Source organism: Pseudomonas sp. EU05-FHT14B02 (assembly GCF_058791055.1).
Genome location: NZ_JBYTDD010000002.1, coordinates 75,998 through 97,840 on the forward strand (window position 1 = coordinate 75,998; position 21,843 = coordinate 97,840).

The following is a 21,843-nucleotide window of genomic DNA, read 5'->3' on the forward strand; positions in this document are numbered from 1 at the left end:
ATGCTGCTGCGTTTTACCAAGATGCACGGCCTGGGCAATGATTTCATGGTCCTCGACCTGGTCAGCCAGCACGCGCACATTCTGCCCAAGCATGCCAAGCAATGGGGTGACCGGCACACCGGCATCGGTTTCGACCAGTTGCTGATCGTTGAAGCGCCGAGCAACCCGGACGTGGATTTCCGCTATCGGATCTTCAACTCCGACGGTTCCGAAGTGGAACAGTGCGGCAACGGTGCGCGCTGCTTCGCCCGTTTCGTGCTCGACAAGCGCCTGACCGCAAAGCGGCTGATTCGCGTCGAGACCAAAAGCGGCGTCATCGAGCTCGACGTGCGTAGCGACGGCCAGATCAGCGTCAACATGGGCGCCCCGCGCCTGGTGCCGGCGGATATTCCGTTCCAGGCACCGGAACAGGCCAAGAGTTATCAGGTCGACGTCGAGGGCACCCCGATCGATCTGGCCGCCGTGTCCATGGGCAACCCCCATGCCGTGCTGCGGGTTAGTGATATCAACAACGCGCCGGTGCATGAACTGGGTCCGAAAATCGAACATCACCCGCGCTTCCCGGCACGGGTCAATGTCGGTTTTCTCCAGGTCATCGACCGGAACCGCGCGCAATTGCGCGTCTGGGAGCGTGGAGCCGGGGAAACCCAGGCTTGCGGAACCGGCGCATGTGCCGCCGCAGTGGCCGCGATCAGCCAGGGGTGGATGGATTCGCCGCTATTGATCGACCTGCCTGGCGGGCGCTTGTCCATCGAATGGGCAGGCCCTGGCCAACCGGTGATGATGACCGGCCCGGCAGTGCGCGTATATGAAGGACAAGTGCGTCTTTGAGTGAGCGAAATCCATGACCGACAAGCCTCAGGTACCCGCACGACAAGCCGACGAATCACCGTCCGAAAGCCTCGAGGCGGCGGCTATTGCCGCGTACCTGGAGGCTCATCCGGACTTCTTCGTCGAGCACGAAGAACTGCTCCCGTCCCTGCGTATTCCCCATCGGCGCGGCGATACCGTGTCGCTGGTGGAGCGTCAGATGACCATCCTGCGCGACCGCAACATTGAACTGCGTCATCGCCTGTCGCATTTGATGGACGTGGCCCGGGACAACGATCGCCTGTTCGAAAAGACCCGTCGCCTGATCCTGGCATTGATGGATGCGGCCAGCCTGGAAGACGTGGTGATGTGCGTCGAAGACAGCCTGCGCCAGGAATTCCAGGTGCCCTTCGTCAGCCTCATCCTGCTCGGCGACAACGCCATGCCGGTGGGCCGCTGGGTCACCCACGCCGACGCTCAAGTGGCCATCGGCGGTTTGCTTTCGGAAGACAAAAGCGTCAGCGGCAGCCTGCGCGAGCATGAACTGGACTTCCTGTTCGGCGAAGAACAGCGCAAGCAAATCGGCTCTACCGCGGTTGTCGCCATCAGCCACCAGGGCATCCACGGCATCCTGGCCATCGCCAGCCGTGATCCGCAGCACTACAAAAGCTCGGTGGGCACCTTGTTCCTGAGCTACATCGCTGAAGTCATGGGTCGCGTGCTGCCACGGGTCAACAATTCCCTGCGCTCGGTACGCTGAACATGGAACGACAACTGGACGCTTACTGCGAACACCTGCGCAGTGAGCGGCAGGTGTCGCCGCACACACTGTCGGCCTACCGCCGCGACCTCGATAAAGTGCTGGGCTGGTGCGTCAAACAGAATATCGGCAGCTGGGCGGCGCTGGACATTCAGCGCCTGCGTAGCCTGGTTGCCCGACTGCATGCTCAAGGCCAATCGTCCCGCAGCCTGGCACGATTACTGTCAGCCGTTCGCGGGCTCTATCACTACCTGAACCGCGAAGGCCTGTGCGACCACGATCCGGCCAATGGCCTCGCGCCACCCAAAGGCGAACGCCGCCTGCCGAAAACCCTCGACACCGACCGCGCCCTGCAACTGCTGGAAGGTGGGGTCGAGGATGACTTCCTGGCACATCGGGACCAAGCGATTCTCGAGCTGTTCTATTCCTCCGGCTTGCGACTTTCGGAGCTGACGGGGCTCAATCTCGATCAACTCGACCTGGCAGACGGCATGGTCCAGGTGCTCGGCAAAGGCAGCAAGACCCGCCTGTTGCCGGTAGGAAAAAAGGCCCGCGAAGCGCTGGAGCAGTGGCTGCCATTGCGAGCCATGGCCAACCCGGCGGACGATGCGGTGTTCGTCAGCCAGCAAGGCCGCCGCCTCGGCCCCCGGGCGATCCAGGTGCGGGTCAAGGCTGCTGGTGAGCGCGAACTTGGGCAGAACCTGCATCCGCACATGTTGCGACACTCCTTCGCCAGCCATTTGCTGGAATCGTCCCAGGACCTGCGCGCGGTGCAGGAACTGCTCGGACACTCGGACATCAAGACCACACAGATCTACACCCACCTGGACTTCCAGCATCTGGCAGCCGTCTACGACAGCGCCCACCCACGGGCCAAACGCATGAAAGGCGACGATTCATGAGTATTCAGTTGATCACCTTCGACCTAGACGACACCCTGTGGGATACCGCCCCCGTCATCGTCAGCGCCGAAGCCGTTTTGCGTGAATGGCTGACCGAGCATGCGCCTAACCTGGGGGCAGTGCCGGTGGAGCATCTGTGGGCCATTCGTGAGCGCGTATTGAGCAGCGAGCCAGGCCTCAAGCACCGCATCAGCGCGCTGCGTCGGCGGGTGCTTTTTCATGCTCTGGAAGAGGCTGGTTACGACCACGGTCAAGCCTCAGACCTGGCTGATCAAAGTTTTGAAGTGTTTCTGCATGCCCGGCATCAGCTGGAAGTATTCCCCGAAGTCGAGCCGACGCTGGAGACGCTGGCCAAGCATTACGCCCTCGGTGTAGTGACCAACGGCAACGCCGATGTGCGCCGACTGGGCCTGGCGGATTACTTCAAGTTTGCCCTGTGCGCCGAAGACATTGGCATCGCAAAACCGGACGCACGACTGTTTCATGAAGCGCTGAGCCGTGGCGGCGCGACCGCCGAGACCGCGGTGCATATCGGTGATCATCCCGGCGATGACATTGCCGGTGCCCAGCAGGCGGGAATGCGGGCAATCTGGTTCAACCCGGCGGACAAGGTCTGGGAAGCCGAACGATTACCGGATGCGGAGATTCGCAGCCTGAGCGATCTGCCGGCATTGCTGGCGCGGTGGAACAAGGCCTCGGCCTGACACAAAACCTGTGGGATCACCACAGGTTTCATATTCTTTGTTTCAGGCATGAAAAAGCCCGCAGCGACGGCGGGCTTTTTCAGCAAGCGGGTAGCAGGCTCAGATAGGCCGGCTGCCGTACTTGTTGTCAGGCTTCTTGGGAGGATCTGCGACCACATTGGCCTCCACTTCCTGCACCTTGCCACCACGAGCCAGGAACTCTTCCATGGCCTTGGCCAGGGCGTCGCGCTCCTTGTTCTTGGCTTCGACACTCGGCAGTTCATCGACCGATACCGCTGCCTTGGCCTTGCCTTTGGCGGTCGGAACCGGCGCATCACCACCGTCGTCTTCAGCGACGTCTTCCGCCGCTGCTTCCAGACCTTCTTCGGTTTCGTCGTCGTCGCCTACTTCGAGGTCGTCGTTTTCCAGATCATCGTCGCTCATGTTCTACCTCATGACTTGCGAAAAGCAGATTAGTTATAGCCCAGCTTTGCCCTCTGTCGAAGGCTGCCGGAAAAAAATCAACAGCCGCTGCTGACCAGCGGTTATGCCCCTTCACCGTGCACGGTGGCGAGGACTTTACGGGCACCGCCATGATCACGGTGCTCGCCCAGATAAACGCCTTGCCAGGTCCCCAACGCCAACCGGCCTGCCGCAATCGGCAAACTGAGCTGACAGCCAAGCACGCTGGCCTTGAAGTGCGCCGGGAGGTCGTCCAGGCCTTCGTCGTTATGCTCATAGCCGTCTGCTCCTTGTGGGATCAGACGATTGAAAAATCGTTCGAAGTCGCGACGTACCGCCGGATCGGCGTTCTCGTTGATGGTCAACGACGCCGAGGTATGCTGCAGCCACAAGTGCAACAGACCGACCCGACACGCCTTGAGTTCAGGCAGGCCGGCGAGTAACTCGTCCGTTACCAGATGAAAGCCCCGGGGCCTCGCCTGCAAGGTAATCAGAGTCTGTTGCCACATACAGTTCTCCGCACGTTCGGGGCGCATTCTAGCGCGCTCTGTGAAAAAACAAAGGCCCTAATATTCCTTCAATCCTGTAAGCCTTTGGCTGCACAAAAACACCCGACGTAAACATCATAAAACCTGTAGGAAAAAACCTTTCAGCTCAGCCTTCAACGACAAATTCCAGACAAAAAAATGCCCGGCAAGCCGGGCAATTTTTTACGCGCTTGCTTACAAGTTGTAGCCGCGTTCGTTGTGAAGCGCCAGATCGATGCCGACCGCTTCTTCTTCTTCGTTGATACGCAGGCCCATGACCGCATCCAACACCTTGAGAATGATGTATGTAGCGATCGCGGTGTAGATCACCGTGAAGCCCACACCTTTGCACTGAATCCACACTTGTGCGGCGATGTCGGTCACGGTGCCGAAGCCACCCAGGGATGGAGCAGCGAACACACCGGTCAGGATTGCGCCGAGGATACCGCCGATACCGTGCACGCCGAAGGCGTCCAGGGAGTCGTCATAGCCGAGCTTGCGCTTCAGGGTGGTGGCGCAGAAGAAGCACACCACGCCAGCCGCCAGACCGATTACCAACGCGCCCATCGGGCCAACGGTGCCGGCAGCCGGGGTGATTGCCACCAGACCGGCAACCACGCCCGAAGCGATACCCAGTGCGCTAGGCTTACCGTGGGTGAGCCACTCGGCAAACATCCAGCCCAGTGCAGCAGCAGCGGTAGCGATTTGCGTCACCAGCATCGCCATGCCGGCGGTGCCGTTGGCCGCAGCGGCGGAACCGGCGTTGAAACCAAACCAGCCAACCCACAGCATGGCCGCGCCCATCAGGGTGTAACCGAGGTTGTGCGGCGCCATTGGTGTGGTTGGGAAGCCCTTACGCTTGCCCAGCACCAGGCAGGCAACCAGGCCTGCTACACCGGCGTTGATGTGCACCACGGTGCCGCCAGCGAAATCGAGCACGCCCCAGTCCCACATCAGGCCACCGTTGCCGGACCAGACCATGTGCGCAATCGGCGCATACACCAGGGTGAACCAGATGCCCATGAAAATCAGCATCGCGGAGAACTTCATCCGCTCGGCGAACGCACCGACGATCAGCGCCGGGGTGATGATCGCGAAGGTCATCTGGAAGGTGATGAACACCGCCTCGGGGAACAGCGCTGCCGGGCCGGTCACGCTCGCTGGCGTGACACCCGCAAGGAACGCCTTGCCCATGCCGCCGAAGAACGAGTTGAAGTTGACGACGCCCTGCTCCATGCCCGTGGTGTCGAACGCGATGCTGTAGCCATAAATGACCCACAGGACGCTGATCAGACCGGTAATGGCGAAGCACTGCATCATCACGGAAAGAATGTTTTTCGACCGAACCATGCCGCCGTAGAACAGCGCGAGGCCGGGAATGGTCATGAAGAGCACGAGAGCTGTCGAGGTCAACATCCAGGCGGTGTCGCCGGAGTTGAGGACTGGGGCCGCCACTTCGTCTGCCGCCAGAGCAAGGCTGGGCATTACGATGGACAACAGGGCTCCTAGCCCTGCGAATTTACGCAGAGTCATATTGTTTTCTCCTGGGGCGTTGGGTTTGTGGCGGCTTAGATCGCGTCGGTATCGGTTTCGCCGGTACGGATGCGAATCGCCTGTTCCAGATTGACCACGAAGATCTTGCCGTCACCGATCTTGCCGGTGTTGGCAGCCTTGGTGATGGCCTCGATTACCCGGTCCAGATCCTTGTCGTCGATGGCGACGTCGATCTTCACCTTGGGCAGGAAATCGACCACGTATTCCGCGCCGCGATACAGCTCGGTGTGACCCTTCTGCCGACCAAAGCCTTTGACTTCAGTGACGGTAATGCCCTGCACGCCGATCTCGGACAGCGACTCGCGTACGTCGTCCAGCTTGAACGGCTTGATGATGGCAGTGACTAGTTTCATGAAAACTCTCTCCCGAATTTGGTGGACTTGCCCCAGGAAAACAAACCCGTCTCAAGTCTAAGCGCAGTGCCTGGCTTTGTAACGCATCGTCGGCCCTGACCTGCCCGTCCGACGCCCCTCACGAAACACTCCCCCGCTTCGCTTGGCGCACTGCGTTCGTCACAGTGACTGCATCAGTGCATGGGTCATCAGGGTCTAAGCAGAAAGCTTGCCATCTCCATAAAAACTACTGTTTTCAAGCCTTTACCCGCAGATGACTGCTACTTCGCAACAATACCCGACGCGATACGCACTACAACGGTGCGACAGCGTCCGTCCCCATGCGCGAAAATCGTGCATCCCTTGCCCGCGCAAATGACTATAGACACTGCGTGATACACTGCCCGTCATTGTTTCCAGGACATTGCCCATGCTCGCGCCAAAAGACTTCCTCGACGCCCTGACCGGCACCGCCTCCCGCCTCTTCAGCGGCGACACGCCTCTGCCGAAAGCTGAAATCGAAAGCCAGTTCAAGATGTTGCTGCAAAGCGCCTTCAGCAAACTGGATCTGGTGAGTCGGGAAGAGTTCGATAGCCAGATGGTCGTGCTCGCCCGCACCCGCGCCCGCCTCGAAAGCCTCGAAGCGAAAGTGGCCGAGCTGGAAGCGAAACTGAACCCACCAGCCGAATAACACCACGACCCCTGTGGGAGCGGGCTTGCCCGCGAATGAAGGTCGGCACGACCTTCAGTTTCACCAGTAGGAGCTGCCGCAGGCTGCGATCTTTAGATCCGAAGCCCCGCAAAAATCCCGGCAACGTCCTACAAAGTTCTCGTCCGCCATCCGATTGCGCCGCATTGCTCCGGCTCCTAAGCTCCGCCCAGCTGAATGTTCAGCACCGGGTTTGGCGACCTGGAAGCTTAAGGAGCATGACGACCATCGACGCAAGTCATGGCGGTTGTGCGTGGGAGACCTCCGGGTCTGCCGGGTTCCTTTTGCTCCGGTTCGCCAACCTGCGTACAACTGCCACCCAATTGTTTGGCGACAATTGCGGCAGCCCTTAAGCAAAAGGAGCTGTATCAATGAATCGAGATGATGCTTACCTGATTCCGCATGTCTTCACCCGCCACAAACTCCACCTCCACGCCCTGCTCCTGCAAAACCAACCCTGGTTCTGCGCCCGCGACCTCGGCCGATTACTACGCATCTACCTAAACGACCGCCAACTCCGAAAACTCGATCCCGACCAACACCAAACTGCCAAAACACTCATCCACGGCAACATCGAAAATACCCTGCTGATCAGCGAATCCGGCGTCTACGCCCTCCTCGTCTACCACTACTGCCCCGAATACCGAGCCTTGCGTGAATGGCTCACCCACGAAGTCGTCCCCGCCCTGCGAGACGCCCACCACCCCACCACAACCGAACGCCCACAACTGAGCCTGCTCAACTGGCCGGAAATGTCGTTGAGTTTGTTGCACTGGAATAATCAGCCGTGGATACGGTTGCAGGATGTGCCGCAGCTGTTGCCGAGCGGCGAGCAGCCACAAAATGCGGTAAATCAGCCTTGGTGGAAAAGAGCTTCAAGGATGCTCCAGACATTCTGAAGAGCAAAAAACCCACGTGCTTGGCGTGGGGTTCAATCAATCTGAAGAAACAATCAGGCGCAGTGCGCAAGCCGCTCAACCTGATCCCGGATCGCTGCGCCTCGTTCTATTTCAGCTTTGCGCAAATCATAAGTCGATTGCAGATTCAGCCAAAACTCCGGAGTCGTATCCAGACAGATGGATAGCCTTAGCGCCATATCAGCACTGACCCCCCGACGCTGGAGCACAATATCGTTCACCGTAGGTGTCGACACGTTCAACGCTCTGGCCAGAGCGGTGGCCGTCAGGCTCAGAGGCTCCAGGTACTCCTCTTTGAGGATCTCGCCAGGGTGCACCGGGCGCATACCATTCTTAGTCATTACTCACCTCAGTGATAATCGACGATTTCGACATTCTCTGGTCCGTTAAGACCCCAAACAAAGCAAATTCGCCATTGAGCGTTGATGCGTATGCTGTGCTGACCTTTTCGATTGCCTTCCAGCGCCTCCAGTCGATTGCCTGGTGGTGATCGAAGGTCCATCAGTACGGCAGCCCCATCCAGCATCGTCAGCTTTCGTTCCACAACACCCAGAATGGCTGACCACATACGGGTCTTACCATTGCGAAACAGGTACTCGGTTTCAGAACACTTAAAGCTAACGATCATAATTTAAAGCTTAACGTTATGCATTAAACTTGAGTGTATTAGCTGAGTTCACAAATGCAAACGCACCGTTCTGAGTATTGGCCTCCCTTTCAAAACTTTAGGAATCGGATTACCTGCGTCCTTCAGAAGGCCTTCGAAATCCAGCCCCGTCCTACAAAAACAAGCGGTAATTCTCATTGCGTTAAAAGCCTGAAGAACCGGAGCCGATCCTGCAAAAACCGCCTGAATAGTGTTTTTTTGCGCCTCACAACTTCCCTGTTTCATACCCGCAACATCCAGTGAAAGTTTGCCCCCTAACCCGCCCCACCTAAATCCCCTCCCCCGACTACCCTTCAAAAACCCGCAGGAAGCGGCTCCCGTCATCTCAAGGAACGACCATGTCCCTCTCCATCGTCCACAGCCGCGCCCAGATTGGCGTGGATGCGCCCGCTGTCACTGTTGAAGTCCACCTGGCCAATGGTTTGCCATCGCTGACGATGGTCGGCCTGCCCGAAGCGGCGGTGAAGGAAAGCAAGGATCGGGTACGCAGTGCGATCATCAATTCGGGGCTGCAATTTCCGGCGCGGCGGATCACGTTGAATCTGGCGCCAGCCGATTTACCCAAGGATGGAGGGCGGTTCGATCTGGCGATTGCCCTGGGAATTCTCTCGGCCAGTGTGCAGGTGCCTACGTTGACGCTCGATGATGCGGAATGCCTTGGGGAGTTGGCGTTATCAGGTGCCGTGCGGGCGGTTCGTGGGGTCTTGCCAGCGGCGCTGGCAGCGCGCAAGGCCGGGCGCTGGTTGATGGTGCCGCGAGCTAACGCTGAAGAGGCGTGCCTGGCCTCGGGACTGAAAGTAATTGCGGTGGATCATCTGCTTGAGGCCGTTGCGCATTTCAATGGGCATACACCGATTGAGCCTTATGTCTCCAATGGCCTGCTCTACGCCAGCAAACCCTACCCCGACTTGAATGAAGTGCAGGGGCAACTCGCGGCCAAGCGTGCGCTGCTGATCGCTGCCGCTGGTGCTCACAACCTGTTGTTCAGCGGGCCGCCGGGAACGGGGAAAACCCTGTTGGCGAGCCGCTTGCCGGGATTGCTGCCGCCGCTGGCCGAAAATGAAGCGCTGGAAGTGGCGGCGATTCAGTCGGTCGTCAGTTGCTCGCCGTTGAGCCATTGGCCGCAGCGGCCGTTTCGCCAACCGCATCACTCGGCGTCCGGCCCCGCGCTGGTGGGGGGCGGCTCGAAACCGCAGCCCGGCGAAATCACTCTCGCCCACCACGGCGTCCTGTTTCTGGACGAACTACCGGAGTTTGATCGCAAGGTTCTGGAGGTGCTCCGGGAGCCACTGGAATCCGGCCACATCGTGATCTCCCGTGCCAAGGACCGCGTACGCTTCCCGGCGCGCTTTCAACTGGTCGCAGCGATGAATCCCTGCCCCTGTGGATATCTTGGCGAGCCGAGCGGCCGTTGCTCCTGTACGCCGGACATGGTTCAGCGCTATCGCAACAAATTGTCGGGGCCGCTGCTGGATCGTATCGATCTGCACCTTACGGTTGCTCGCGAAGCCACGGCGTTAAATCCTGCGTTGAAACCCGGCGACGATACTGCCACCGCCGCCGAGTTGGTTGCCGATGCACGAGAACGGCAACAAAAGCGCCAAGGCTGTGCCAATGCATTCCTCGATTTGCCGGGCCTGCGCAGACATTGCAAGTTATCCACAGTTGACGAAACCTGGCTGGAAACGGCGTGTGAACGGCTGACCTTGTCGCTGCGAGCGGCCCATCGACTGCTCAAGGTTGCTCGCACCTTGGCGGACCTTGAGCAAGTCGATGGCATCACCCGTGAACACTTGGCCGAGGCGCTGCAATATCGGCCGACAACACTCTAGTCAGCATTACCCCTTGTTGAGGTCAACCAACGGTGTCTGCCGCACCTCAGTCTCCCGCCCACCCTGAATCTCGCTCACCTGCTTCAAGGCCTTATCCACAGCTGCCTTATCCGCCAACAAGCTGTAACTGATACGGAACTGCTTGTGTTCCTTCGGCCCAATCGTCGGCACTAGGTTCAATGGCCGCTGATATCGGCGGTTGTAGGAAAAACTCGTTCCTGGTTCCAGCCCCGTGACATAGCCCTGCCCCTGGGTATCGGTGTTTTTCCACAGGGAGAACACGGGCAGTGTCTGGGTGTTGAAGCCGACCGAAACACCCAGGCTACCGACCTTGTTATGCAACACGGTCAACGTATCGCCCTTGGCATCGGCATACGGCACCACGTTGTAAACCGTTTCGTCGTAGTCCTTGGTCGGTGCGCGGTAAGTTTGCCAGTCCGGCAGATCGCCTTTGGCTTTGTCGTTGAACGGTGAGACCTGTTTCACCGGCGCGGCGAAGCGGGCGCCCTGTTCCAGAAATGGCGTACTGAAGTTGCTGTGATACAGCGCCTGGTATTCCTTTGGATAGTCACCGTTGTTGGTCAGGGTGTCGTTGAGGACAAACGTTACGCTGCCGGGTTCGGTGACCAGTTCGGTCGCCACGGAGAAGTCGACTTTCTTGAACGCCTGCTCTTTCAGCTCGCCACGCAGGCTGATGGCGTATGGCGGTTTTTCATCGATGTGCAGGGTGACTTTGTTGGCCGGAATGTTGGCGGCGCGGCCGTGCAGGGTCAGCAGTTCACCGTTGTCCATGCCGGGATGGCCGACCCATTCGTAGCCGCAACGGGTGACCAGCTCATTGAAACCTTCCAGCCAGCCCAAGCCACCGCGACTATTGAGTTCGATGAAGGACGGGTTGACCACTTCCTTGACCGGCGAATCCCAGCCCATGCGCACATTGCCGACCGAAGCCTGCAAGACGTTCATGCCGCGAGTCGGCACCACCGAGAGTTTCATCTTGCCGTTATCGATGTCGACGATGCTGACGCCCTCTTGCCGACCGCCGTGCAAGGTACGAAGTGTCACGGAGAAGGGTTGGTCGGTTTTCACACCGAGTTGCTGGCTGGTGATCTGCCAGTTTTGCGCGGCTTTGTCGCTGTCGAGCAGGACGTAATCCCAGGCCATGGCATGGGAGGCGGACAACGCGCCAAGGACAAGGAGGAGTTTGAGCGGGTTCATGGGGAAAGCCTTTCTTGGAGTTGTGCATTTTTTATAGCGCTGATGAAACGATTCAGCAAGCATAAAAAAGCTTACGCCCAAGCCTTCCCAAGCTAATTAAATTTGACCTTATGCAACCTCCGCACGCTTACGTTAGTCTCATAAGGTTTAAACCTCCGGCAGATTGACGGCGATATCATTATGACACTAATGTCGCCCGCTAAATGCAGGAGCAAGTACAGACACATTTGTCTGTCATTTTTGCGCAACGGATCGTATGGAGTTTGAATGCGCGGGGCACTATTACGCAGCGGTAAGAGCGGGTCATTCACTGCCCTCGGCGAAACAGGTCAACCGGTCTACCGAGCAGCCCTGCAATTGCGCGAAGCCATTCGCCGCAAGAACCCCGAGTTGGTCGATCATCTGGCCATCCCTCAAAGCGATGAACTCGGGAACCAGATCGATTGGTACAGCGCTCTCGACGGCGATGTGATTCCGTGGAGCAGCGCGACCGAAGAAGAACGTGCCCCTGCCCGCCGCCAGCTTGAAGCACTGAAGACCGCGCTCGAAGAATTGAGCCAGCGTTTCCTGGGTACGGACTCCGCCGAACAGCCGCAAGGCGACAAAGCCGTGTTCGGTAAGCTACTCAAGCGCGTGATTCATTTCCCGGACGAAAACTTCGTCTACCTGGTGCAAGGCAAACCGGTGCTGACTTTCTGGGGTTTCGAGCATGCCGGCACCGGCAATGGCGATCCCCTGCACTGCCTCTATCAGGTACCACCCGCGTTCACGCTGCCACCCGAGGTCGAAGCGCCTGTTGTTCCGCCCGTTGTGCCGGTGGTTGCTCGTCCGTGGTGGCGTCGTTGGTGGTGGCTGTTGCTGCTGCCGCTCCTGCTGCTGCTTTTGTGGCTGTTGCTCGGCCTGCGAGGGTGCGTACCGATTCCGTTGGTGGCGGTAGATTTGCTGCCTGACGGCGTTGTGCCAGTAGAAAAACAACTGGAAGAGCCGCCACTGTCCGGAAATGTCACGACACTCAACAACGTTCCGGTGACAGGCACCGTTATAGGCTCGACCACTGGAACCGGCACCGCCGAGACTGGAACGCAGGGTGTGGAAACGCCGGCCGTCGAGGGTAACGAGGCTGACATGGCACCCGCCGACTTGACCAAAGACCCGGCCATAGACCCGGCAGCTGAAAACAAAACTGCGCCACCCGAAAACAAAACTGAGCCACCAGAAAACAAAACCGCGCCGCCGGATGTCACATCGCCCGAGGCAGAAAAACCCGCCGCTGCCAACCCCGGCCCGCCCCTGAGCATCCCGCCAGACGCCGCCGACGGTGCCGCCAAGTTTCTCGATGGACAGTACAGCGCAGGCGCCGGGATTCAGGATCGCCGAACCGGCAAACCGCTACGTCTGGAGTACCAACTCAAGGACGGTAAGGGCCAAGTCACCGTACATCAGGCCGACGGCTCGAAATGCAGCGGGCCGGTGAGCGCTACTATGAAGGGTGGCAGCCTGGCCATCGACAGCCAGGGCCAGGCCGTTTGCGGCGATGGCAGCACTTACGACATGCCCAAGGTCAGCTGCCGCCCAGGGGCGACCATGATCGCAGACTGCACCGGTGGTTACGGAAAAGAACAATTCCCCATGTCCATGCGGCAAGTGGCCGAATAAAAACGGAATAACCCGACATGTTGCCTGAAGTCACTCAATTCGAAGACACCGTCACGCTGGTCAGCGACACCGGCATCCAGTTCATGGATTTCGCCCTGCGCCTGGATCCCCGCAAGGAACCGGCGGGCGAGTTCGCACCGATGATCAGCGGGCTGATCTGCCGCCTGGCGTACAACGAAGAGAAAGACTTCTTTTTCTACGAACCCGAACCGGAAAAGGTCGAAAAAGCCAAACCTGCGTTCAGCGTCGACATGAAAAGCAGCCTCGATTTGCTCGACGGTATCTGGCTGCCGATCCCGTTTTTCCGCTTCATGCCGCCGCATCGCTTCGACGAAGGTCCGACCAACTGGTCGCGCATGCGTTTGGTGAAATTGGCAACTCCTGACATCGACGGTAATACCCACCGCCTGACGATGGCGTTCGACAGCCGTGTGATGCCCAAGCGTGACGGCACTGCCTATCTGGCGCCGAACGATGAAGACATCAGCTCCGGCGTGTCTTTCAAACTGGCGACCAAGGCTAGCGAAACCCGCTGGTTCCTGGCGCAGCCGTGGGTCAACGAGTGGTTGCTGGAAGTGTTCAATGAGGGCAATGCCCACCGTTCGCGCGCAGAGCTGGACATCGATATTCGCGCCAACCATCACCTGGCGCACTACCTCAACTTGCTCAGCCTGTTGAGCAAACCGTCAGCCGCCCAGGAGTCGAAGGCCCGGGCGAAAGTTGAAATCCCCGAGCTGAAAGTGGTCGCCAACGACAGCAATGGCCTGGTCAAACCCATACCGGTGGACCTGGTGCTGGACGTCGGCAACTCGCGCACCTGCGGCATCCTGATCGAAAATCACGGTCAGGCCGGCTCCGGCCTGAAGCAGAATTATGTGCTGGAACTGCGTGACCTGATCACCCCGGAACACACCTATAACCTGCCGTTTGAAAGCCGCGTGGAATTCTCCCAGGCGTACTTCGGCAAGGATCACTGCTCGGTCAAGAGCGGTCGCCACGATGCGTTCCAATGGGCGACGATTGCCCGTGTCGGCAATGAGGCCAGTCGTCTGGCCAGTCGTCGTCGCGGCACCGAAGGCTCCACTGGCCTGTCCAGCCCGAAACGCTATCTGTGGGACGAAAACGCCTATGGCCACGGCTGGCGTTTCAACTGCTCGTATATAAAGACCGACAATGAGCCGTACGCCACCGCCGCGCCGTTCTCGCACCTGATCAACGAAACCGGCGAGGCGCTTTACAGCCTCGAAGAAGACGATCGTCTGCCGGTGTTCATGCCGCGTTACTCACGCAGCTCGCTAATGACCTTCATGCTCGCCGAAGTACTGGCCCAGGCGCTGTCGCAAATCAACAGCCCGGCCCAGCGTTCGCGCCAGGGTCACACCCGCGTGCCGCGCCAGCTCAACAGCATTACCCTGACTGTGCCACCGGGCATGCCACAGGCCGAGCGCAGCATCCTCAACGAACGCATGCTGCAAGCCATCGGCCTGGTGTGGAAAAGCCTCGGCTGGCATGCCGGCGAGGAAGATCCACATCAGGATCAGGCCGTCAGCCCGCGCACGCCGATCCCGAGTATCCGCGTGGAATGGGACGAAGCGTCCTGCGGCCAGTTGGTGTACCTGTACACTGAGGTCAACGAGAACTTCGCCGGTCACCCGGAAGAGTTTTTTGACACCATCGCCCGGCCGGACAAGGTCGACCGACAACGCATCACCCTCGCGACCATCGACATCGGCGGTGGCACCACCGACCTGGTGATCACCGACTATCGCCTCGACCGTGCGGGCAATACCGGCAGCGGCAGCAACGTGCACATCGTGCCGGAACAGCGTTTTCGCGATGGCTTCAAAGTGGCCGGCGACGACATCCTGCTGGACGTGATCCAGGACTTCATCCTGCCGAGTTTCGAAAAAGCCTTGCAGAACGCCGGCGTAAAGGCCCCGAACTCACTGATGTCACGGCTGTGTGGCGATGAATCGGTCAGCGCCCAGGACATGATCTTGCGTCAACAATTGAACCTCCAGGTGTTCGCCCCGCTGGGCCTGGCGCTGCTCAAGGCGTATGAGCATTACGATCCGCAGGTCCCGCAAGAAGTCATCCCGCAAAGCTACCGTCAATTGCTCGGTGACAATGCCATCAGCCAGACCGTGCTCGACTACGTCAATGTCGCCGTGCGTCGCGATGTCGGCGCTCAGAGCGGTTTCGACCTGTATGACGCGCCGATCAGCTTCGACCTGCAAAAGCTCCATGCCGCGTTTCTCAACGACCAGATCAACATCACCAAGATCCTTGGTGCGCTGTGTGAAGTGGTCGCGCATTACCCCTGTGATGTCTTGCTGCTGACCGGCCGCCCTTCGCGCCTGCCCGGCATCCAGGCGTTCATTCGCAAGCTGTTGCCGCTGCCACCGGGGCGTATTCTGGCGCTGCAAAACTACCGCACCGGCGGCTGGTATCCGTTTCACAAGAACGGCCGGATCGACGACCCGAAAAGCACCGCCTCGGTCGGCGCCATGCTCTGCCTGTTGTGCGCCAACCACAGCGTGCCGAACTTCTACTTCCGGGCATCGGCGCTCAAGCCGTATTCAACGGTCAAGCACATCGGCGTCATCGATCTGAACAACGTGATCAAGGATGCCGACGTGCTGTACCGCGACATCCAGTCCGAAGACTACAAAATCAAGCTACCGGAAATTGGCGTTGGCGACGCCGCCGACACACCGCAGCTGGAAATGCGCGGCGACCTGCGCCTCGGTTTCCGCCAGTTGGCCGCTGACCGCTGGGCTGCTTCGCCGTTGTATACCTTGCGGTTCACCAAGGCGGGTCGGGAGAAGTTTTCCCGGGCAACCGGTGAAAACGGCAGCGCCCCGCTGCTCAAGGTGCGGTTCGAGGTCAAACCGGCGGACAAGTACACGCGCAAGCAGGATCTGGTCAGCGACCGCCTCTCGGTTCGCGACATCGAATCCAACAGTAACAACGTCAACTTCAACCCGCGCAGCGACCTCGAGCTGGAACTCAACACCATGCTCGACGCCGGCCTGAGCGAGACCAAGTACTGGCTCGACAGTGGAAGTGTGAAACGCAAATGAAAGACCTGACCCCCGATCAAACTCAGCTCTCTGCCAGTTGGGCCGCTGTTTATGAAGGCGCCGGTCAGGCGCTGGACTGGATTGACCAGACGCGCGGCAATGCGCCGCGCCTGGACAGCGAAGCCGACAACCTGAACATCCGCCTGCACCGCGCCCGCAACCTGGCTCAAAGCCTCGGTCGCGTGGCCTGCACGCCGATGACCATTGGCTTTTTCGGCTTGTCCCAGGCCGGCAAGTCCTACCTGATTTCGGCCCTCGCCGCCGGTCAGAACGGTAAGCTGGAAACCGAGTTCGGCGATCATCGCCTGGACTTCATCAAGCACATCAACCCGGTGGGTGGTGGCAAGGAAGCCACCGGCCTGGTAACGCGCTTCAGCCGTCGGGCGACGGAAAGTCAGGACAAGGACTTCCCGGTAGAACTTACGTTGTTCAAGGAAATCGAGCTGGCGAAGATTCTCGCCAACGCCTGGTTCAAGGATTTCGACCTTGAGCGGATTTCCTACGAGATCGACGAGGAGCGCATCCAGCGCGTGCTCAAACCGTTCGAAGGTCGCGAAACCGGGCCGCTGCAAACGGGCGTCAACGCCGACGATCTGGTGTCGCTGTGGGATTACCTGCGCGACAATTTTCGCAACTCGGTGAAGAAGCTTGAGCACCTGTTCTGGCCCAAAGCGTTGCAGCTGGCGCCACGCCTGAATTTCCAGGAACGGGCCGAGCTGTTTTCGATCCTCTGGGGTGAACAAAGCGAGTTGACACGCGTGTACCAGAAACTGGCCGGCGCGCTGCACAAGCTGGGGCTGCCCGAGACCGTGTTCGCACCGTTGAAGGCCTTGGTGAGTTTCGACAACGACACCTACAGCCAGCGCGACAGCATCATGAACGTCGACATCCTCGAACGCTTCGGCAGCCCGCTGGACTTACCGATCGAGGTTCGACCGCTGGTTGGCGATCGCCTGCAAAACAGTCAGGCGATTGCGGTCGCGCAACTGGCGGCACTGACCGCCGAAATGACCTTCCGCCTGATCGAAGCGCCGGTGGATGACATCGTCAATCAGGTCGACCTGCTGGATTTCCCCGGTTATCGCGGGCGCCAGAAACTGCACGAGATCGCCGATTCCAACGACCCGCAATCCAGTACCAAGGACAACTCCGTTTCCCAGCTGATCCTGCGCGGCAAGGTCGCCTACCTGTTCGAACGCTACACCGACAACCAGGAAATGAACGCACTGGTGGTCTGCACCAGTTCGACCAAGCAGAGCGACGTCAACGACGTGGGTCCGGTGCTGACCCGCTGGATCGAAAAAACCCAGGGCGCCGACTCGGCTGCTCGCAGCAAGCGCGATACCGGCCTGATCTGGGCGCTGACCATGCTCGACCTGCGCATTACCAACTCCCTGAGCCTGACACCCGATCAGTACGACGAGAGCTGGAACGGCATGGTCAAGCTGACCATGCTGGAGCGTTTCGGTAGCCTGAGCTGGATGAACGACTGGGCCGGTACACCGTTCCAGAACACCTACCTGGTGCGCAAGCCACGTATGGATGCGGCGTTCATCGGGCAAGACGCAACCGGTGCGGAAACCGGCCTCAATGCCATTTATCAGGAACGTGTCAGCGCGCTGGGCACCAGCTTCGCCAGCAACGCTCTGGTGTGCAAACACATCAAGAATCCGGTCAACGCCTGGACAGAAATGCTGCGCAACGATGACGGTGGCATCAGCCACTTCAGCGGCAGTTTCAAAGGCGTGGCCAATATCGAATTTAAATTGCAGCGTATCCGCGAGCAATTGAGCGAATGCCTCGAAGGCCTGACCACTCACGGCCTGAGCACCTGGTACCACGCTGACGACGACGGCGCCGCAGCCGCCAAGAAAGCCAAAGCGCAAATGATTCTGACGGGGTTGGGCCGTCGCCCGGCGGTACTTGGCGAATTGATCGATCAACTCGACATACCGAGCGAAGAGGTGCGCGACCTGTACCTCAGCGGCGTGTACGAAACCGATGACGAGCCGGCCGTGAACGACGAGCCGGTCACCCCGACACCGAGCCAGAGCCTCTACGGCAATGACACCGGTTTCAATTTCGATTTCAGTGACGACCTGGGCCACGACGCGCCAGTCAGCAGCAAAACCGGTACCCCGGCGCCCGAACCGCAAAGCAACGAGCACCGTTTCGCCAAAGCAGCGTTCAAGGCCTGGATCGCGCACTTGCGTGAACTGACCACCCGGCAAAGCCTGCTCAACCTGCTGGGGCTGGAAAAGGGCTTGCTGGAAGCGGTGGTCGATGAACTGATCACCGCCGGCTATCGCCAGGACTTGCCGGGGCAACTGAGCCGCGCCGTCCTCAAGCGCGCACAAAGTGGCGCGCGGCGCGATCAATTGGTTGAGCGGCAGGTGCTGGAAGTGCAGCGTGTGCTGCGCGATTTCGTGTCCTGGTTCGGCTACCTCCAGAAACCGGTGAGCGAGCGTCCGAACAGCCGCGCCGGTGCCAAGGAGCCCTTGTTTTCGTTCTACACCGACATTGGCCCTGGACAAGTGCCTGTACTGCCGGCGCAACCGGCGAATCAGGCGCAACGGTATCTAGGCGACTGGCTTTCGGGCCTGGCCTACATCACGCAGGACAATGCCGGCCATGGTGCCGGACGTGAAATCACCCCTGAACAGAACGAACGGCTGGGCCAAGTGCTCACAGCCTTCGCAGCGAGATAAGCAATGCCAATTCGTGTCGACCTGCTCGCGTTAGAGCCCAATGTGCCTGGCCAGGCTCGCCTCACTGTGAAGAAATGGCAGGGTGACGAGGAACAGCTGGAGTTTTCCATTCAGCGCAACCAGGACGGTTTTTACCTTCAGGACCACAAGGCCTGGAGCAACAATCCATTCTGGTTCAAGGTCTCGCGTTTCAACCTCGCGGCCAACGGCGAAGCTTTGGAAACCCAGGTCGGACCGGACGTGGTTGACCCACTGCTGGAAGGCGGCGCCAACTCGCAATTCCAGATCGAACTGCGTGAACAGAGCCAAGGCCACACCGACAAAGGCGTGGTTCGGCCAGGCGTCGGCTTGCTGCCGTCCACGGCCGGCGGCCAGACACGCTCGACTTACGGCGGTGCCGAACTGACGGCGCCGAGCGCACCGGCACCGGAAATCCCGGAGATCCCGGATTTACCTGAACTGACCCTGTCCACCGCCGAGCCAGAAGTGGAGTTGGAATCGGTACTCACCGAGCGCGCCTATACGCCGCCTCCCGCACCGGTGAAAAAAAGCAACAAAGGTCTGATCGGCCTGTTGATTGTGGTGTTGCTGCTGGCGGCGGGCGCCGGATTCTGGTTCTACAAACGCACCCCAGCGCCTGCGGTTGCAGCCACTGCCGGCGCACCTGCCGGCGCCAATGTTCAAGCCTGCACCCTCGACAGCATGAACAGCCTGCCCGAGTTGACCTTCGTCCAGACCTGCATCAAGGCGGCACCCGACAGTGCCAGGTTGTTGGAGATCATCGACCAGGCCAAGACCAGTAAACATTGCGGCGTCGCCCAGCGCCTGTACGCCAACCGTGCCCAGTCTGGTGACGTGCTGATCGCCAATGCCTATGCCCGTGAATACGACCCTAAATACCTGAAGGCCAGTGAGTGCTTCCCGGCCGCGGACAACGCCACCGCCGCCTACTGGTATGAAACCATCCTCACCCAGGACCCGAACAATGCCGAAGCCAAGCAGCGTTTCGAGGAGTTGCAGAAGTGATGCGTTCACCCATGAGTCGACTCCTGCTGAGCGGTGCCGCCTTGCTCGCGCTGTGCATCAGCCCGCTGTCCCAGGCTGATGACAAACCGCTGATCCAGGCCGGTAAAAAGACCCTGTTCCAACGCGTGCTGACCACGCCGGGCTGCAAAGTCAGCCCGACGGCAGGCGGTGCGGCAGGCGACGCACAACCGGTCTTCAGCCGCTTTTATGTGTACGAGCGCGCCCAGGCGAACAACGCCGAGTGGCTGAAAGTCGGCCCCGACAGCTACGGCAAAACCATTGGCTGGCTGCCTGCCAGCTGTACCACCGACTGGAAGATGCAACTGACGCTGGCCTTCACCAACCCGGCCAACCGCGACCGGCTGCTGTTCTTCAAGGACCGCGCCACCGTCGAAGGCATACTCGATGCACCGGACCCGGTCAGCAAAGTTGCGCCGCTGCGGGCCACGCTGAAAAAGGGCCAGCAAGCACCGGGCGTTCTGGCTGAAGAACCTGAATACTTCGTCGACCTGCAAAAGCAGTTCTACCTGCTGCCAGTGCTCAGTGGCGAAGAAGTCATGACCGAAAGCGGTTTCCGCACGCGCTTGCTCAATGTCGCCTCCGTCAGCAAGCCGGATGACAAGAACGCCAAGGGTGGTGCTGTAAACAGCGCGGCCGGCGGCAAGGAAGCCGAAGAGAAAAAGGCCAACCAACTGAAGGAATTCAGTGCGGCCGTGGTATTTGTCATCGACTCGACGATCTCGATGGACCCCTATATCGACCGCACCCGCGAGGCGATCCGCAAGGTTTACCAGAAGATCGAAGCGCAGAACCTCGGCAAGCAGGTCAAGTTCGGCCTGGTGGCTTTCCGCTCCAACACCCAGGCGGTGCCGGGACTGGAATACACCACCAAGATGTACGCCGACCCGACGCAGGTGAAAGACAGCGCCGACTTTTTCGCCAAGATTGCAGACCTCAAGCAGGCCACCGTGTCGAGCAGCAGCTTCGATGAAGACTCGTTTGCCGGCGTCATGGAGAGCATCGACAAGGTCGACTGGAACCAGTTCGGCGCACGCTACGTGGTGCTGATCACCGATGCGGGCGCCATCGAAGGCGACGACAAGCTGTCGAAGACCGGCTTGAGCGCTGCACAGGTGCGTATCGAAGCCGCCACCCCGGGCGTGGCGATTTACACCCTGCACCTGAAAACTCCGGCCGGAGCCAAGGACCATGCCAAGGCCGAGGCGCAATACAAGAACCTGTCGACCTACCCGGGCACCAACACTTCGCTGTACTACCCGGTGAACGCTGGCGATGTGCAGGAATTCGGGCGCAAGGTCGACGCACTGGCCGCAGCGATCACTACACAAGTCAAAGCCGCCTACATGGGCGAAGACGCCATCGGCAGCGCGGCGAACGCCAAGCAGGACCCGGCCGATAAAAAAATGCTCGAAGACGCGGCATTGATCGGCCACGCCATGCAACTGGCCTATCTCGGCGAGAAGACCAACAGCAAAGCCCCGCCAGTGTTCAAGGCATGGATCACCGACCGCGACCTGATCAAGCAGAACATCCCGACCACCGACGTGCGGGTGCTACTGACCAAGTCACAGCTCAGCGACTTGAGCGACGTGATGAAGAAGATTCTCGATGCCGCCAACGAAGGCCTGATTTCGCCGACAGACATGTTCAATCGCCTGCGCTCGGTGGCGGCGACCATGGGCGCCGATCCCAATCAACTCAAACAGAACAGCAATGCCAAACTGGCGGACATGGGCGTCCTCGGTGAATACCTCGAAGACCTGCCCTACCAGAGTGAAGTGCTGAACCTGGATGAAGAGACCTGGAAGAGCTGGGATGGTCTGGCACAAGAAAAATTCATCCGCACGCTGAACACCAAACTGCGGCATTACCAGCGTTACAACGCCGATGTCGACCGCTGGGTAGCTTTAGCCAAAGACAGCGATGCTCGGGACAACGTCTATCCCGTGCCACTGGAAATGATGCCTTAACGAGAC

19 protein-coding genes are annotated in these 21,843 nt (G+C 59.6%); 12 read left to right on the forward strand and 7 right to left on the reverse strand.

Features of this window, described 5'->3' with window-relative positions; genetic code table 11:
- From dapF to AC3WTM_RS02310, 4 genes are read left to right on the forward strand one after another with little or no spacing between them, the layout of a single operon-like run.
- Positions 1 to 831: a diaminopimelate epimerase gene (gene dapF, locus AC3WTM_RS02295; protein ID WP_102669360.1), complete on the forward strand. Its 831-nt coding sequence runs from the start codon at positions 1 to 3 to the stop codon at positions 829 to 831.
- A gap of 13 nt (positions 832 to 844) precedes the next feature.
- Positions 845 to 1,570, forward strand: coding sequence for a DUF484 family protein (locus AC3WTM_RS02300; protein ID WP_102669361.1), 726 nt, complete (start codon positions 845 to 847; stop codon positions 1,568 to 1,570).
- A 2-nt stretch (positions 1,571 to 1,572) separates the two neighbouring features.
- The gene (gene xerC / locus AC3WTM_RS02305; protein ID WP_102669362.1) at positions 1,573 to 2,472 is read left to right on the forward strand and encodes a tyrosine recombinase XerC; all 900 of its coding nucleotides are present in this window, start codon (positions 1,573 to 1,575) and stop codon (positions 2,470 to 2,472) included.
- Positions 2,469 to 3,176: an HAD family hydrolase gene (locus tag AC3WTM_RS02310; protein WP_102669363.1), complete on the forward strand. Its 708-nt coding sequence runs from the start codon at positions 2,469 to 2,471 to the stop codon at positions 3,174 to 3,176. The genes xerC and AC3WTM_RS02310 overlap by 4 nt, the downstream gene beginning before the upstream one ends.
- A 99-nt stretch (positions 3,177 to 3,275) precedes the next feature.
- On the opposite strand, the gene sutA is transcribed toward AC3WTM_RS02310, so the two are convergent.
- From sutA to glnK, 4 genes are all read right to left on the reverse strand, one after another.
- On the reverse strand, positions 3,276 to 3,599 hold the full coding sequence (sutA, locus tag AC3WTM_RS02315) for a dormancy-specific transcriptional regulator SutA (RefSeq protein WP_007980816.1): 324 nt from the start codon (positions 3,597 to 3,599) through the stop codon (positions 3,276 to 3,278).
- Between the two features lie 101 nt (positions 3,600 to 3,700).
- A complete protein-coding gene (locus AC3WTM_RS02320) occupies positions 3,701 to 4,126 on the reverse strand; it encodes a secondary thiamine-phosphate synthase enzyme YjbQ (RefSeq protein WP_102669364.1) in 426 nt (141 codons plus the stop codon).
- Positions 4,127 to 4,339: 213 nt separating this feature from the next.
- Positions 4,340 to 5,677, reverse strand: coding sequence for an ammonium transporter (locus tag AC3WTM_RS02325; RefSeq protein ID WP_102669365.1), 1,338 nt, complete (start codon positions 5,675 to 5,677; stop codon positions 4,340 to 4,342).
- A 35-nt stretch (positions 5,678 to 5,712) separates the two neighbouring features.
- On the reverse strand, positions 5,713 to 6,051 hold the full coding sequence (gene glnK / locus AC3WTM_RS02330) for a P-II family nitrogen regulator (RefSeq protein WP_002555808.1): 339 nt from the start codon (positions 6,049 to 6,051) through the stop codon (positions 5,713 to 5,715).
- Positions 6,052 to 6,460: 409 nt separating this feature from the next.
- On the opposite strand from glnK, the gene AC3WTM_RS02335 reads away from it, so the two are divergent.
- Positions 6,461 to 6,721: an accessory factor UbiK family protein gene (locus AC3WTM_RS02335; RefSeq protein WP_102669366.1), complete on the forward strand. Its 261-nt coding sequence runs from the start codon at positions 6,461 to 6,463 to the stop codon at positions 6,719 to 6,721.
- 389 nt (positions 6,722 to 7,110) lie between these two features.
- The gene (locus AC3WTM_RS02340) at positions 7,111 to 7,638 is read left to right on the forward strand and encodes a BRO-N domain-containing protein (protein ID WP_102669367.1); all 528 of its coding nucleotides are present in this window, start codon (positions 7,111 to 7,113) and stop codon (positions 7,636 to 7,638) included.
- A 53-nt stretch (positions 7,639 to 7,691) separates the two neighbouring features.
- Here the strand turns inward: AC3WTM_RS02340 and AC3WTM_RS02345 are convergent, their stop codons facing one another.
- Together AC3WTM_RS02345 and AC3WTM_RS02350 are read right to left on the reverse strand one after the other, a co-directional pair.
- Positions 7,692 to 7,997, reverse strand: a complete 306-nt coding sequence (locus AC3WTM_RS02345; RefSeq protein ID WP_102669368.1) for a HigA family addiction module antitoxin — start codon at positions 7,995 to 7,997, stop codon at positions 7,692 to 7,694.
- An 8-nt stretch (positions 7,998 to 8,005) separates the two neighbouring features.
- The gene (locus tag AC3WTM_RS02350) at positions 8,006 to 8,284 is read right to left on the reverse strand and encodes a type II toxin-antitoxin system RelE/ParE family toxin (protein ID WP_102669369.1); all 279 of its coding nucleotides are present in this window, start codon (positions 8,282 to 8,284) and stop codon (positions 8,006 to 8,008) included.
- A 377-nt stretch (positions 8,285 to 8,661) separates the two neighbouring features.
- Between AC3WTM_RS02350 and AC3WTM_RS02355 the strand changes: the two genes are divergently transcribed.
- Complete coding sequence (locus AC3WTM_RS02355) at positions 8,662 to 10,155, forward strand: YifB family Mg chelatase-like AAA ATPase (RefSeq protein WP_057712774.1); 1,494 nt, start codon at positions 8,662 to 8,664, stop codon at positions 10,153 to 10,155.
- A 6-nt stretch (positions 10,156 to 10,161) separates the two neighbouring features.
- On the opposite strand, the gene AC3WTM_RS02360 is transcribed toward AC3WTM_RS02355, so the two are convergent.
- Complete coding sequence (locus AC3WTM_RS02360; RefSeq protein WP_102669370.1) at positions 10,162 to 11,373, reverse strand: aldose 1-epimerase family protein; 1,212 nt, start codon at positions 11,371 to 11,373, stop codon at positions 10,162 to 10,164.
- Between the two features lie 267 nt (positions 11,374 to 11,640).
- On the opposite strand from AC3WTM_RS02360, the gene AC3WTM_RS02365 reads away from it, so the two are divergent.
- The 5 genes from AC3WTM_RS02365 to AC3WTM_RS02385 are packed head-to-tail and all read left to right on the forward strand — an operon-like array spanning position 11,641 to position 21,837.
- On the forward strand, positions 11,641 to 13,029 hold the full coding sequence (locus AC3WTM_RS02365; protein WP_102669371.1) for an SrfA family protein: 1,389 nt from the start codon (positions 11,641 to 11,643) through the stop codon (positions 13,027 to 13,029).
- A 17-nt stretch (positions 13,030 to 13,046) separates the two neighbouring features.
- Positions 13,047 to 16,112 (forward strand): virulence factor SrfB, encoded by a 3,066-nt coding sequence (locus tag AC3WTM_RS02370; protein WP_102669372.1) that lies wholly within the window; start codon positions 13,047 to 13,049, stop codon positions 16,110 to 16,112.
- A complete protein-coding gene (locus AC3WTM_RS02375; RefSeq protein WP_102669373.1) occupies positions 16,109 to 18,820 on the forward strand; it encodes a putative virulence factor in 2,712 nt (903 codons plus the stop codon). The genes AC3WTM_RS02370 and AC3WTM_RS02375 overlap by 4 nt, the downstream gene beginning before the upstream one ends.
- 3 nt (positions 18,821 to 18,823) lie before the next feature.
- Positions 18,824 to 19,846 carry a hypothetical protein gene (locus AC3WTM_RS02380; RefSeq protein ID WP_102669374.1) on the forward strand — a complete coding sequence of 341 codons (1,023 nt, stop codon included), beginning with the start codon at positions 18,824 to 18,826 and terminating at the stop codon, positions 19,844 to 19,846.
- 11 nt (positions 19,847 to 19,857) lie between these two features.
- Positions 19,858 to 21,837, forward strand: coding sequence for a vWA domain-containing protein (locus tag AC3WTM_RS02385; protein WP_102669436.1), 1,980 nt, complete (start codon positions 19,858 to 19,860; stop codon positions 21,835 to 21,837).
- Positions 21,838 to 21,843 lie beyond the last annotated feature (6 nt).

Bases quoted from the DNA above. Each gene is read 5' to 3' on its own strand.
- xerC (WP_102669362.1), top strand. From the start codon at position 1,573: ATGGAACGACAACTGGACGCTTACTGCGAACACCTGCGCAGTGAGCGG.
- AC3WTM_RS02335 (WP_102669366.1), top strand. From the start codon at position 6,461: ATGCTCGCGCCAAAAGACTTCCTCGACGCCCTGACCGGCACCGCCTCC.
- AC3WTM_RS02370 (WP_102669372.1), top strand. From the start codon at position 13,047: ATGTTGCCTGAAGTCACTCAATTCGAAGACACCGTCACGCTGGTCAGC.
- AC3WTM_RS02360 (WP_102669370.1), bottom strand. From the start codon at position 11,373: ATGAACCCGCTCAAACTCCTCCTTGTCCTTGGCGCGTTGTCCGCCTCC.
- AC3WTM_RS02375 (WP_102669373.1), top strand. From the start codon at position 16,109: ATGAAAGACCTGACCCCCGATCAAACTCAGCTCTCTGCCAGTTGGGCC.
- AC3WTM_RS02300 (WP_102669361.1), top strand. From the start codon at position 845: ATGACCGACAAGCCTCAGGTACCCGCACGACAAGCCGACGAATCACCG.
- sutA (WP_007980816.1), bottom strand. From the start codon at position 3,599: ATGAGCGACGATGATCTGGAAAACGACGACCTCGAAGTAGGCGACGAC.
- AC3WTM_RS02380 (WP_102669374.1), top strand. From the start codon at position 18,824: ATGCCAATTCGTGTCGACCTGCTCGCGTTAGAGCCCAATGTGCCTGGC.
- AC3WTM_RS02310 (WP_102669363.1), top strand. From the start codon at position 2,469: ATGAGTATTCAGTTGATCACCTTCGACCTAGACGACACCCTGTGGGAT.
- AC3WTM_RS02320 (WP_102669364.1), bottom strand. From the start codon at position 4,126: ATGTGGCAACAGACTCTGATTACCTTGCAGGCGAGGCCCCGGGGCTTT.
- AC3WTM_RS02350 (WP_102669369.1), bottom strand. From the start codon at position 8,284: ATGATCGTTAGCTTTAAGTGTTCTGAAACCGAGTACCTGTTTCGCAAT.
- AC3WTM_RS02340 (WP_102669367.1), top strand. From the start codon at position 7,111: ATGAATCGAGATGATGCTTACCTGATTCCGCATGTCTTCACCCGCCAC.
- AC3WTM_RS02365 (WP_102669371.1), top strand. From the start codon at position 11,641: ATGCGCGGGGCACTATTACGCAGCGGTAAGAGCGGGTCATTCACTGCC.
- dapF (WP_102669360.1), top strand. From the start codon at position 1: ATGCTGCTGCGTTTTACCAAGATGCACGGCCTGGGCAATGATTTCATG.
- AC3WTM_RS02325 (WP_102669365.1), bottom strand. From the start codon at position 5,677: ATGACTCTGCGTAAATTCGCAGGGCTAGGAGCCCTGTTGTCCATCGTA.
- glnK (WP_002555808.1), bottom strand. From the start codon at position 6,051: ATGAAACTAGTCACTGCCATCATCAAGCCGTTCAAGCTGGACGACGTA.
- AC3WTM_RS02385 (WP_102669436.1), top strand. From the start codon at position 19,858: ATGAGTCGACTCCTGCTGAGCGGTGCCGCCTTGCTCGCGCTGTGCATC.
- AC3WTM_RS02355 (WP_057712774.1), top strand. From the start codon at position 8,662: ATGTCCCTCTCCATCGTCCACAGCCGCGCCCAGATTGGCGTGGATGCG.
- AC3WTM_RS02345 (WP_102669368.1), bottom strand. From the start codon at position 7,997: ATGACTAAGAATGGTATGCGCCCGGTGCACCCTGGCGAGATCCTCAAA.